The organism is Aliiroseovarius halocynthiae (assembly GCF_007004645.1).
GTDB lineage: Bacteria > Pseudomonadota > Alphaproteobacteria > Rhodobacterales > Rhodobacteraceae > Aliiroseovarius > Aliiroseovarius halocynthiae.
Genome location: NZ_ML660019.1, coordinates 1,136,047 through 1,148,777 on the forward strand (window position 1 = coordinate 1,136,047; position 12,731 = coordinate 1,148,777).

The following is a 12,731-nucleotide window of genomic DNA, read 5'->3' on the forward strand; positions in this document are numbered from 1 at the left end:
ACCGGGTTGGGGAAAGCTTGGCAGTGCAGGGTGGGTGCGCCAACGAATTGCGCCACAAGTGGTTGTCCCCCCGTCCCGAACAAATCGAAGCCTTAATTTCTGTGATTGCAGCGCCCCGTGTGTCGAATAACTCAGCACGCGATCCGGGTCTTTAACGAAAAGTGTTAGCTCAAGGGCACGCATGTGCTTCGACCGACGGGATGCTGCTGGGAGCTTCCGGCGGTTTAATGTTGGATAAGCAGTTGCTTAGGTTGCATTTTACCTCCGGCTGAGGTGGTCAGATGTGTAAAGGTAGCCGAGAACCTCGTCGGGAGCTTTTCAGCAGTGATAGCCGCTTGCATCTGCCATCACGGATCGTCATGCCCTTCATGAACCATGTCTAACTGATAGCGAAGCGGATCCATACCCGGGGGCGCGTTTAGGAAAAAGGCAGGAGAGTTGTTGGTGAAATCATGCATGTGAACGGTGACGCTCTGGTCATCCACCAGCACGACCCCATAGGCTGGGGCCTCGAAGTTGCCAGGGATCTCGGTTTGCCCTGCTGTCAGGTTAAGGGATACCTGATGATTAAGACCCCGCATACATGAAAAACTGATGCCGCGCCAGTTGCCGAAAATCGCACGGTGGATGTGCCCAAAAAACAGGTGCCGGATGCGGGGTTTGTGGGGGCGGATGACGTCGTAAAGAGCATCTGCGTCCAGCATCATGATCTCGTCCATTGCCGTGATGCCGACCTTAAACGGCGGGTGGTGCATAAACAGCAGAACCGGATCATCCGACCCTTGCAGCTGGTTGTGCAGCCACTCCAACCGCGCTTGGCAGTAGCCGCCAGCGTGGGAGCCTTGGCTTTTCGTATCAAGACAGATTGCGCGGCCATGGCGCATGTCGAAGGTGAATTGGACAAAGCCGTTTTCGTCGCGTGGAGCGTCGGGGAAATGCGTTGCAAATGCGGCTGTGTCGTCATGGTTTCCGACAAGAAGGTGGACTGGCATTTCCAGGCGGGAAATCTGTTTCTGAAACGCTGCATATGCGTCCGCATCCCCCCAATGTGTCATGTCCCCGGTCACCATAACAAATTCTGCATCACCATGTTCAGCGTTGATACTATCGACAGCCAGTTTCAAACGCTGTGCAGGGTTAGCGCCATAGAGCAAACGATTTCCGCCGATGATATGCGTGTCGGTCAGATGGATGAACTTCATTCCGCATTCTCCTCTGGTTTGGCCCAATCATTCCAAGCCGTACCTGCAGTTATCACTGGGCCGTCCCAGGCAAAGGGAATCTGGTGAATGGTAGTGTCATTCTGGTCGATCAAAAGCACCGAATAAGCCGGTGGCAACGGCGCACCTTTCAACAACTTGGATTCGTTTAAGTCGGGGATGGACTGGTTGCCGGTTGAAGGGGCGCTGGCGAAAGAAACCCCCGCAAGGCGCCCGTGGATCGGTGCGTGTACGTGCCCGAAATGGAGGTAGTCGATCTTACCAGCATACTGGCGGATCAACTCAAGGAACGGGCCGCGATCTTCTTCGATTAAGGCGATTTGATCTTCGGCTGGAAGGCCCAAAGGCATCGGGTTGTGATGCAGGAAAACGCGCGCCCGTTCGCATGCCGCCAGCTCCTCGCGCATCCACGCGCGTCGCAAGTCACAGAAATGCCCAGCATGGGTCTTTTCTCCCACGCTATCGAGATACAAGAACCGCACACCGTTCAGAGTTTCGGCATGGTTGACGAAGCCATTCGCATCAACCGGATGTTCGGGAAACACAGATCGGAAGGTTGCGCGGTTATCGTGGTTGCCTATCAAAAGCCGCACCGCAACTGGCAGGTCTGCAATCGCATGTTGAAGTGCCTCATAGGCGCGGGTTTCACCCCAATGGGCCAAGTCGCCTGTTATGATGATCCGCGCTGCGTCTGGATGGTGTGCGATGACATCGGCCAGCGCACGGGCAAAACGTTTATGAGGGTTCAGCCCCCCCATCGGTTCGCCTGGGATCGTGAGGTGAATGTCTGAAATATGGATGATTTTCATGATCTTTGCCCGAAACAGGAAACGGCCGCGCAAACATGGTCGCGCGGCCGGAAGTTGAGATTAGCTGGTTGGCAGTAGATCGTTAACTTCTTCGACCAGCTCTTCCTGCAGTTCTTTCATGTCGGTTGCGTCGCCGGTGACAATGCGTTCGATCCCGTCATAGATCACCTGGGTGATCGCCAATCCGTTGTCGCCGGGATAGGCCAACCAGTCGCGCAGCAATGGCAACTGATCGACAGCGGTCTGCTTGTTCGGGTTCTGCTCGTAAAAGTCGGCCAAGATTACCTCGTTGGCAGCCTTGTTCGGCGGCATGTAGCCCGTGGTCTTGGCCACTTCTGCCGCGCCTTCACCCGAGGTGATGAACTTCAACCACGCCCAGGCTGCTTCCTGCACTTTGGGATCCTCTGAAGTCGACGTGAAGAGGGCTGCGTTGCCACCTGCAGGCAAACCTTTGGGCGTTTCGCCCATCCCCGGGAAAGGGCCGGTTACAAGTTCGAAATCGCCTTGCGAGCGTTCGACGGCACCCAATGCCGAGGTTGACCAGAACATCATGCCGATCTCGCCGGCCGAGAAAGACGACAGCGCGGCTTTCCACTCAAGGTTCTGCATGTCGCATTTGGTGAAAATTTCCTGCATCTGCTCAAGAGCAGCCAAGGCTTCAGGGGTGTCTAGCTTCACCCGACCATCTTCAACAATCGCTTTGTCTTGCGACCACAGGAGAGCCTGCATGAACCAGTTGCCGGTAATGCTCCAACCCCAGAAGATCGGGTTGTCAACGCCATTTGCCTTCATTGTCTCGCACGCGCCGATCACCTCGTCCCAAGTGGTGGGCAGTTTGTCCACGCCGGCCTCTGTCAAGATGTCCATGTTGTAGTATCCGACGGGCAACGACACCGAGAACGGCAGCCCATGCACATCACCATCGAAGGTTGACAGCGACAGCATCGCGTCATGATACCCTTCCTTGGCGAAATTGGCTTCCTTGGCGATAAAGGGTTCCAGCGACTTTGCGATGCCCTTTTCAACCAGGATCTGCTGACGGTTCAGGCCTTGCATGGTGACGTCAGGTAGGTTGCCAGAGACAGCTTCGCGCAGGATGGTATTGGTTCCGTCTTCATACGACTCGTAGGTTGCACGGAACTTCACTTCGATGTTCGGATGCGCTTGCTTGAAAGCTGGCATCATGGCTTCGTAGGTCACGTCGAACAGGTGGCTGTAGGGATAGGCAAATTCGATGGTTACTGTGTCGTCGGCCATCGCAGCGGTGGCGCTCAGCACCAAGGCCATTGCGGACAGGGTAGTTTTCATGGAAGTGTTCCTCTCATTCCTGACATGGAGCGCTTGTGTTTGGCGATGCACGCTCCTGGTTGATCCCATGTGGGATTTCGGGTGGGTGCGGGGTGACCCGCACCCGTATTCATTTCATGCCGTTCAGGGTGATCCCCTCGATGAAGCGCTTCTGTGCTAACAGAAAGGCGACAATCAAAGGGGTGACGATCACCGTGGCCGTGGCCATCATCGGCCCGAAATACGATCCATCCCCATCGCCTTTGAATTCGCGCAGACCTAACGGAGGCGTGAACAGGTCGCGATTGCCGGTCACCACGATGCGGGGCCAGAAATAGTCGTTCCAGTGGGCCACGATAGAAAAGATCGCAAAGGCCAGCAGTGCCGGGATCGCCGTAGGCAACATCACGCGCCAGACGATGGCAAATTCACCCATCCCGTCCATGCGGGCCGCGTCAATTAGGTCATCGGGCACGGTCATGAAAAATTGCCGCATCAAGAAGATACCAAAGACCGAAATCGTCCACGGCACCACCAGTGCCGCATAGGTGTTGGTCAGCCCAAGTTTCGCCAGCATGATGTAAAGCGGCAGCGCAATCGCATGGACCGGGATCAACAGGCAAAATAAGACCAGGGCGAATACAGCGTCTCGCCCCCAGAACTTCAGCTTGGCGAGCGCATAGGCCGCCGGTAGTGCGACCACGACCTGGATCAGGAAAATCGACGCAGTGACGATCACCCCGTTGAGCAGGTAGCGCAGGAGGGGGGCCTCGCTAAACGCCTTTGTATAGTTGAAGACCACAGGGCGCACGGCGCAGTCGGCCTCGGCCTCGGCAACCAATGCGTTGCGAATGTTCCCATCCGTGGTGTCGGGGAAGCGAAGTGCGGCGGCAGCAATGTCTTCGCGGCTCGGGTCGCGCAGTTTCACGCAGCGTTCATCCACCATCATCTCTTGGCGCCCAAAGAAGCCGCCTTCGCCTCGGTCGATTTCACCCGGAGATTTGAAAGAATAGCTTACCATCATGTAGAACGGCGCAATGACAATGATCACGCCAAGGATCAGTATCAAATGTTTCCACCAGTCGCGGGTCATCAGTAATGGACCTTTCGTTCTACCAGCCAGCGCTGGATCAGTGTGAGGAACATGACGAACGCCAGAAACAGCATGGTGATCGCAGAGCCGATGCCGATCAGGTTCTGCTGTACGCCCTTCTCAAAAATGGCAAACATCATCACATAGGTGGACTTGTTCGGCCCGCCACCTTGCGGCCAGAAAGCTTCGATTGTGTCAAACACCTGAAAGGCGCGGATGCATGTGATGGTGACAACAAAGACTGTTGTCGGCCCCAATGCCGGCCAAGTGACAAGACGAAACCGTTCCCAAGCCGATCTGACGCCGTCCATTTCAGCAGCGTGATACAGTTCGCGGTGAACGCTTGTAAGTCCGGCCAGATACAGCACCATATTGAAGCCGAAACCCTGCCAGATGCCAATAAAGCAGACCACCCATATTGCATAACGTTTGTCGCCAAGCCACAGCGGGAAACGTTCAGCGCAGCTATTTGCCATGAACGGCCAAATACGTTCTAGAACTGTTCCGCAACCCATCTCTAGCGTCCGGTTGATCATTCCGATCGACGGATGCAGCATGAATTCCCATGCAATCGCCATCGCCAAGAGCGTCGCCATGACTGGCAGGAAATAGATCGTTTTGTAGAATTCGCGAAACCGCCCTAACGAATTGATAAGCAATGCAGCCCCAAGGCCCAACCCCACTGAGATTGGCACCACCGTCACCACATAGGTCAGCGTGGCGATAAACATCTTTTCATAGGTCGAGCGGGTGAATAATTTTTCGTAGTTGTGAATGCCAACCCAATCGAAACTGCCGTTCCCAAGCGAATAGTTTGTGAAGGAAAGCAGCCCCGCGATTACGACCGGTGCCAGCAGAATAACCACCATCAGCGACAGGGCAGGCGCAGTTAAAATCCATGCGGCGCGGCGTTCTTTGGTTGCGTGTCTAATGGCAGCTGCTGGCGCAACGCATGTAACAGGTGGTTCGGTGGCTGACATCTCAGGCCACCTCGCTTGTCGTTGCGCTTAGATTGCGAAGCTTGCGCAAACGTGCGCCATCTGCATCGAAAACCAAGGCCTTTGCAGCGTCGAAATCAAGCGCAACCGGTGTCCCAAGGGTAAGCGCTGAGCGCCGGTCTGGCATGGTGCGCAGAGTGACTTGCTCCTCTAGCCCAGTAACTTCGACCTGAACATACAATTCGGAACCTAAGTTTTCGCTGTGCACAACGTGGCCGTGAATGGGGGCACCTTCGCCAGATAGGCGCAGAGCTTCGGGGCGTAGGCCAAGTGAAGCTACCCCCCTGTTTGCGCCAGGAACTGCAAGGTTCAGCGGTTGATCTAGTAAACTCAGTCTTCCCTCGCCAGACACTTCGACTGGAAGGATGTTAATCTTGGGCGAGCCGATGAATTCTGCCACTTCGATCCGGTCGGGGTCTTCATAGACCACATCAGGTGCAGCGCATTGCAAAATGCGCCCTCCCATCATCACCGCGATCCGGTCCGACATGGTCATCGCCTCGACCTGATCATGGGTGACATAAATGAATGTGGCGTCCAGCTGACGATGCAGTTGAGCGATTTCGGCACGGGTCTGCACGCGCAGTTTGGCATCAAGATTTGACAAGGGCTCGTCCAGCAGGAATGCTGCTGGGTTTCTAACCAAGGCCCGGCCAAGCGCAACGCGCTGACGCTGCCCTCCCGAAAGCTGTCCCGGCTTGCGATCCAGAAGGTGCCCGATTTCCAGTATCTGAGCTGCGTGGCTGACGTCCTGCTCAATTGTTCCTCTGGCTTCACGTGCTCCTGGCATGATATTCCCAAGCAGGGGCAGGCGTTGCAGCCCGGTCATGCGGCGCATCTTCAGCGGTACGGCGATATTCTCGCCCACGCTAAGATGCGGATAAAGCGCATAAGATTGAAAAACCATCGACAGGTTGCGATCCGCGGCCCGCTGACCCGCCACCGATTGACCTGAAATGCGAATATCGCCCGAGCTCTGTTCTTCGAGCCCTGCAATGATCCTAAGCAGAGTGGATTTCCCGCACCCTGAAGGCCCGACGAGTGATACAAACTCTCCGTCAGAGATATCAATTGATATTCCCTTGAGCACCTCGGTTTCGCCAAAGCGTTTGGCTATGTTTTCGATGCTTAGCTCGGCCATCTGATTCCTCCATCTGACGGAGGCGTTGTACGAAGGTGAGCTTTCATTTTTGTGACGTCATATTAGTGAAACTAATGGGTGATACGCGCCCTCCGACAGGGGAAGAGAGATGCGCGCCAATCACCATCAATTTGTTGCTTTTGCATATGTGGTCCGCGAGGGCAGTTTCTCGGCCGCAGCCATCCGACTGGGCGTGACGCAGTCTGCAGTTACTCAGCACGTCGCCAAACTTGAAAAACAAGTCGGCTCAAAACTGCTTCTGCGCGGTCGCGAAGGGATTTCCCTCACCCGGACCGGGCAGGAGTTCTATGATCTTGCAGACCGTATGGTTACGCTGGATTCCGAAATCAATGAAAGACTCGAGGGCTTTGAGGCCATGGCGCGTGGCCATATCAAAGTCATTGCCAATGCACCGCTTCCAGCCCTTAAGGCGATCAGTGTGTTCCGGAAAACCTACCCTGACGTCGAGATCGACTTTGCACTTTACGCTTGGACCACAGCGACACGGCTGTTGCGGGAACGCAGAGCCGATGTCGGGTTGATCACTGATCCACCCAAGGCTGATGATTGGGAGCGGGTGCCCGTGCAAACGACACATTATGTCGCTTATCTTCTGCCTTCCTCACCCCTTGCCAGTCGGGACTTGCTGTACTTCAAGGACTTGGAGCAGGAAACGATCATCTTGCCTGAAAACGGCTCCCTGACCGAGCGCATTGTGCGCGAAGCGCAAGATAAGTACGGAATTCAATTTCAACGCACCATAAAAATGACGACCTTTCCTCTGATGTGTGAGGCCGTATTTCAAGGGGCCGGTATCGCCATTTTTCTTGGCAATAGCGGGTTGATTTCGCATGGGTTGGTCGAGGTGCCGGTTTCAGAACTGTCAGAAACGCACGAGATTGCTGTCGTTGCGCCAAAAGACCGAGCTCGATTGCGATTGGTCAAAGCCTTCATCGACATCGCATCTTCCTCGGATTTTCGATAGCCAATGAAGTTAAAGGGGACTCGTTGATGAGAGGCTTACAGGTAAACCTTGCCTCATAGCAGACCCGGTTCGAAGCCTTTCATAGGCCCGTTATCCTTCTTGCTCGCATCTTGAAATTGATGCTCTGACGGCAAAAGGCGACACCATACAACTGGGTTGCTTTTGTATTTTTCAGCCTGCATCCATTCCGTAAAATTCAGAGCATGCATTGGCTCTGCGATGGGGGGCAATCTGGCGGCTGTCCGTGCTGTGAAGATGTGCTACACGGTAGCACATCAGAATCGCCCCCTCGAAAGTTCGCGGAAAATTATGGAAGTCGCGCAAATCCGCATATAATAGAGTATGGATCTAACACTTTGAAGAGTAACGCACAAATAGCTGCGCGTTTCAGTGTGGCACCCATGATGGACTGGTCTGATAGGCATTGCCGGTATTTCCACCGGCTGATGAGCTGTCACACCTTGCTGTATACGGAAATGGTCACCGCGCCTGCCTTGGTGCGCGGAGGAGCTGTGCATCTTCTGGACTATAACGTCGAGGAGCATCCGGTTGCCGTGCAACTTGGTGGTTCAGACCCGAAAGAGCTGGCTGCGGCGGCGAAGCTGTGTGTCGAGCGCGGCTATGACGAGGTAAATCTGAACGTAGGCTGCCCGTCGGATCGGGTACAGTCAGGGACGTTTGGCGCGGTGTTGATGCGCGACCCGTGCTTGGTTGCTGATTGTGTGGCGGCTATGAAGGATGCGGCCCAAGATATTGAAGTTACAATTAAATGCCGCATTGGGGTTGATGATCAGGAACCAGAAGTGATCCTTCCAGATTTCCTTGAGAAAGTTTCGGCTGCAGGGATCAATCGCTTCACCATCCACGCGCGCAAAGCTTGGCTTCAAGGCCTCAGCCCGAAGGAAAACCGGGATATCCCGCCCTTGGATTATCCGCTGGTGCACCGCATGAAGACGGCCTTTCCGCATCTACATCTGTCGATCAATGGGGGCATCACCACATTGAACGAAACCTGCGCACATCTGGATGTGATGGATGGCGTGATGATTGGGCGGGCGGCCTATCACGATCCGGCAACCGTACTGTTGAATGCCGATCAGGCGATCTTTGGCGACACCACTCCCGCACGTTCGGCGCATGAGGCAGTCGAGGCCATGTACCCCTATATCGAGGCCCGCATGGCCGAGGGCATCCGATTGCATTCAATCACCCGCCATATGCTGGGCATTTTCACGGGTCGTCCCGGCGCACGTAAATGGCGTCGTATTCTATCCGAAGGCGCGACGAAACCGGGGGTAGGGGTTGCTTTGGTCGCCGAAGCTTTGTCATCTGTGCCTGAACACATCCCCGCTGATTGAGGACTTTATGCCTGATCTATCCTTGCTTCTCCTAATGGCTGCGGTTTTGGCTACGATTGGGGCCATTGCGGGTGTCCTTGCCGGGTTGCTGGGCGTGGGTGGTGGCATTGTTCTCGTGCCTGCGTTCTTCTATACGTTCTCGGCGCTTGGCTACGGATCGGACCAGTTGATGCAGATCTGCTTGGCGACCTCGCTGGCGACGATCGTTGTGACCTCGGTGCGCTCAGTCCTGTCGCATCACAAAAAAGGCGCGGTGGACTGGGGGATCCTAAGGGTCTGGGCGCCTGGAATCGCAGCTGGGGCATTAATCGGTGTTATCGTGGCGTCGGGGCTCAAGTCAGTTGTTTTGCAGGCGATATTTGGCGTCTTAGGGCTGTGCATCGGAGTATATATGGGCCTTGGCAGAACCCACTGGCGTTTGGCTGAGGATATGCCTAAAGGTCCGCGGGTCGCTATGATCGCGCCGCTTATCGGATTTCTATCGGTCTTAATGGGGATCGGAGGCGGTAGCTTCGGCGTGCCGTTGATGACCTTGCATGGTCGCTCTATCCACAAGGCCGTGGCGACCGCAGCAGGGTTCGGTGTGCTGATTGCTGTGCCTTCGGTTCTTGGGTTTATGTTCGTTCAAATTGACCCGGCAGGACGGCCACCATGGACGATCGGGGCTGTAAATCTGCCTTCCTTTTTGCTGATTGTATCGATGACGCTTATTACGGCACCGTTGGGTGTGAAGTTGGCACACGCGATGAACCCGAGGCCGCTAAAGCGTGTTTTTGCTGTGTTTCTTACACTTGTTGCGCTTAGCATGTTGCGAAAATCGCTGGGATGGTAGCAGAACTGCCCACGACGTTTGCCCACTGTTTCTAGGTCAGTGGCCTTTGTCGCAGGGATCTTTGCCACCTGAGGTGATCATGTCGGTCTCCTCGTGCTCGAGTTATGAAACCATCCAGATCAGATCAGAACGGGCCTCAGATCGGGCACGACCTGCCGGTGTGAGACTGTGGAATTTTGTGGGATAAGAGGGAGGGCGTTTTGACTGGCACGAGTTGCCCTGGTCATGGCCGTCGATAACCCAACCAGTCCTGCGCACCTGCTCACCCGGCCTTAGATGCGCCATCCGCCGTTAGTGCGGCAATAACCTCGGAGCTTAGCACACGTTTTGTTTTCCCATCCTGTTCCAGTGTGACAATCACCGTTTCGCCACCACAGCGAAGCTCTCCGTCCACGAAAATCCCGTATTCCAGCACAAACGAGCTGTTGCGGAAGCTGGTCGCTCGGGCGGCGATGACATAGGTCTCGCCCAGAAACATCGGTTTGAAATAACGGGCAAAATTGGTGGCCAACACGACCTGGGGGTCGTCGCGGCCGTCATAGCTTGTCACCGCATAAGCATGAAAATAGGGGATGCGGATATCTTCGAACCAGCGCAGATAGGTGATGTTGTTGACATGGTTCAGCGCGTCCAGCTCGTGAAAGCGCACACGATCCATCTGCCCGAAATTCCAGCCTTCTGGGACGCCTGCTTGGCGCAGTTTCTGGGCGGTCAGCGGCGTGACCAGCGGAATGTCGGCAAGGGGATCGGACATGGTTGGCTCGTACGCTTGTCTGGTGGGAAAAACTGGAGCGGGTGAAGGGAATCGAACCCTCGTCGTCAGCTTGGGAAGCTGCTGCTCTACCATTGAGCTACACCCGCATTCCCCCTTGAGCTATGCCAAGGGCTAGGGAATTTCAAGCGCTTATCGGTTCATCCCCGACGGCGACGTCGGCGGCGTCCGCCACCGTCTTCGTCACCTCCACCAGTATTGAAGCTGGGGTCGGGCAGCTGGACCACTGAACGCAAGATCGGGAACGGATCGGACGAATTCGGCATGGCCGAGGCATTGACGAAATGCTCTTGGAACTTCTCTTCGACGGCGGTTTCGATCTTGGTGATCTTGCGCACGGTGTCTTCGATTTCAGCCCGTGCAGCACGGTTCAGCAGCGCGATCCGCGCACCGGTGCCCGCCGCGTTCCCGGCGGATGTCACCTTATCCAGCTCGCAATCGGGGATCATACCCAGCACCATCGCGTGTTTGGCCGAGATATGCGCGCCAAACGCGCCTGCCAGCACCACGCGATCGACGTGATCGACTTCGCGCTTGTCCATCAACAGGCGCGCGCCGGAATAGAGCGCAGCTTTTGCCATCTGAATGGCGCGGATATCCGCGTTGGTGACCGTAATGGGTTTCTGATCTTCGTTGCCATCCCACAGGCGATAGGCGTTGGTGCGACCGTCAGCAAAGCAACGGTCGGTGCCGGTCTGCTCGGACGATCCGATCAGCCCGCCTGCATCCACAAGACCCGCCATACGCATTTCGGCAATCGCTTCGATAATGCCGGATCCGCAGATGCCAGTTACACCCGTGACGGCGGTTGCGGCGTCAAAGCCTTCCTCATCCGACCATAGATCCGAACCGATGACGCGGAAGCGGGGCTCTTTGGTGACCGGATCGATCTCGACCCGTTCAATTGCACCGGGGGCTGCACGCTGGCCCGAGCTGATCTGTGCACCCTCAAACGCGGGGCCAGTGGGCGAGGAGCAGGCCAAAACGCCGTTTTTGTCGCCCAGAAGGATCTCGGCATTGGTGCCCACGTCGACGACCAGCACAAGGTCGTCGGATTTATCCGGGGCTTCGGACAGCGCCACCGCGGCGGCATCCGCACCTACATGGCCCGCAATGCAAGGCAGCATGTAAAGGCGGGCAAGTGGGTGGATCGTCAGATCCACATCCGTGGCGCGCAGACGCAGCGCGTCCGAGGTCGCTAGCGCGAAAGGCGCTTGTCCCAGTTCAAACGGATCAATGCCAAGGAACAGATGGTGCATGACCGGATTGCAGACAACGACCACATCCATGATCAGGTGTTTGTCGATCTCGGCATCAGCAGCGATCTGGGTGAACAGAGCGTCCATGCCTTCACGCACGGCGTCGGTCATTTCCTGCGCGCCGTCGCTGTTCATCATGGAATAGCTGACGCGGCTCATCAAATCTTCGCCAAAACGGATCTGAGGGTTCATCAGACCGGACGAGGCGACGACATCGCCCGTCGTCATGTCGCACAAATGCGCGGCGATGGTGGTCGATCCAAGGTCCACAGCCATGCCGTAAACAGCGCCTTCGTGATATCCCGGCCAGACATGCATGATGCGTGGCGGGTTTTCTTCGTCGCCCAGATGGACGGCAACAGTGACCTTCCATTCGCCCTTGCGCAGGCAAGGTTGGAGCGTCGAGAGAATGTGAAGGTCGGCGCGTACACCTTTGATTTCCCACTGTTCTTCAAGGGCGATGACAAGGCGTTCCAGGTCGCCCGAGGGTTCGTGCATGTCGGGTTCTTCGACCTCGACATAGAAAAGCTTTACAACCGGGTCCAGCGTGATGTCGCGTGCCTCGGCCCGTTTGCGGACCACCTGTTTGTGAACTTGGCTTTCCGGGGGCACATCGACCACCACGTCGCCTTGCACCGTCGCCTGACAGCCCAGACGGCGCCCCTTGGGCAGGCCGCGAATGTCGTCATAACGCTGCTCAACTTTGTTCCATTCGGACAGTGCGTCCTCGGACACGGTCACGCCGTGTTTTGGAAACTCGCCAAAGCTAGGGGTAATCTGACATTTCGAGCAGATGCCGCGCCCGCCGCATACGGAATCCAGATCAACACCCAATTGACGGGCCGCGGTCAAGATGGGGGTGCCGACCGGAAAATGCCCCCGTTTGCCGGAGGGCGTAAAGATGACCAAAGGATCCTGAGACATTGCGCGCGTCTTTCCTGTTGATTTTCAACCAATTTAAGGAACGTACAGGCGCG

Annotated in this window: 11 protein-coding genes and 1 tRNA gene; 3 read left to right on the top strand and 9 right to left on the bottom strand. The window is 56.0% G+C overall.

Annotated elements, in window-relative coordinates; translation table 11 throughout:
* Positions 1–347 precede the first annotated feature (347 nt).
* The 6 genes from FIL88_RS05650 to FIL88_RS05675 form a co-directional block, all read right to left on the bottom strand.
* Complete coding sequence (locus tag FIL88_RS05650; protein WP_142852805.1) at positions 348–1,202, bottom strand: phosphodiesterase; 855 nt, start codon at positions 1,200–1,202, stop codon at positions 348–350.
* Positions 1,199–2,029: a metallophosphoesterase gene (locus FIL88_RS05655; RefSeq protein WP_142852806.1), complete on the bottom strand. Its 831-nt coding sequence runs from the start codon at positions 2,027–2,029 to the stop codon at positions 1,199–1,201. Before FIL88_RS05655 ends, FIL88_RS05650 begins: the two co-directional genes overlap by 4 nt.
* A 60-nt stretch (positions 2,030–2,089) precedes the next feature.
* Entirely contained in the window at positions 2,090–3,337 is a 1,248-nt protein-coding gene (locus FIL88_RS05660) for an ABC transporter substrate-binding protein (protein WP_142852807.1), read from the bottom strand.
* A 109-nt stretch (positions 3,338–3,446) separates the two neighbouring features.
* Positions 3,447–4,409 carry a carbohydrate ABC transporter permease gene (locus tag FIL88_RS05665; RefSeq protein ID WP_142852808.1) on the bottom strand — a complete coding sequence of 321 codons (963 nt, stop codon included), beginning with the start codon at positions 4,407–4,409 and terminating at the stop codon, positions 3,447–3,449.
* Entirely contained in the window at positions 4,409–5,278 is an 870-nt protein-coding gene (locus FIL88_RS05670; protein ID WP_246066664.1) for a carbohydrate ABC transporter permease, read from the bottom strand. The genes FIL88_RS05665 and FIL88_RS05670 overlap by 1 nt, the downstream gene beginning before the upstream one ends.
* Positions 5,279–5,390: 112 nt before the next feature.
* Entirely contained in the window at positions 5,391–6,548 is a 1,158-nt protein-coding gene (locus tag FIL88_RS05675) for an ABC transporter ATP-binding protein (RefSeq protein WP_142852809.1), read from the bottom strand.
* A 109-nt stretch (positions 6,549–6,657) separates the two neighbouring features.
* Here FIL88_RS05675 and FIL88_RS05680 point away from each other — a divergent pair, with 109 nt between their 5' ends.
* The 3 genes from FIL88_RS05680 to FIL88_RS05690 all read left to right on the top strand — a co-directional run bounded on the left by FIL88_RS05680 (position 6,658) and on the right by FIL88_RS05690 (position 9,723).
* Positions 6,658–7,533 carry a LysR family transcriptional regulator gene (locus tag FIL88_RS05680; RefSeq protein WP_142852810.1) on the top strand — a complete coding sequence of 292 codons (876 nt, stop codon included), beginning with the start codon at positions 6,658–6,660 and terminating at the stop codon, positions 7,531–7,533.
* A gap of 356 nt (positions 7,534–7,889) precedes the next feature.
* Positions 7,890–8,891: a tRNA dihydrouridine(20/20a) synthase DusA gene (gene dusA, locus FIL88_RS05685; protein WP_281281284.1), complete on the top strand. Its 1,002-nt coding sequence runs from the start codon at positions 7,890–7,892 to the stop codon at positions 8,889–8,891.
* A gap of 7 nt (positions 8,892–8,898) precedes the next feature.
* Entirely contained in the window at positions 8,899–9,723 is an 825-nt protein-coding gene (locus FIL88_RS05690; protein ID WP_142852812.1) for a sulfite exporter TauE/SafE family protein, read from the top strand.
* Between the two features lie 262 nt (positions 9,724–9,985).
* On the opposite strand, the gene FIL88_RS05695 is transcribed toward FIL88_RS05690, so the two are convergent.
* From FIL88_RS05695 to FIL88_RS05705, 3 genes are all read right to left on the bottom strand, one after another.
* On the bottom strand, positions 9,986–10,477 hold the full coding sequence (locus tag FIL88_RS05695) for an acyl-CoA thioesterase (RefSeq protein WP_142852813.1): 492 nt from the start codon (positions 10,475–10,477) through the stop codon (positions 9,986–9,988).
* Positions 10,478–10,510: 33 nt separating this feature from the next.
* A tRNA-Gly gene (locus tag FIL88_RS05700) sits at positions 10,511–10,584 on the bottom strand.
* A gap of 51 nt (positions 10,585–10,635) precedes the next feature.
* On the bottom strand, positions 10,636–12,678 hold the full coding sequence (locus FIL88_RS05705) for an ASKHA domain-containing protein (RefSeq protein WP_142852814.1): 2,043 nt from the start codon (positions 12,676–12,678) through the stop codon (positions 10,636–10,638).
* Positions 12,679–12,731 lie beyond the last annotated feature (53 nt).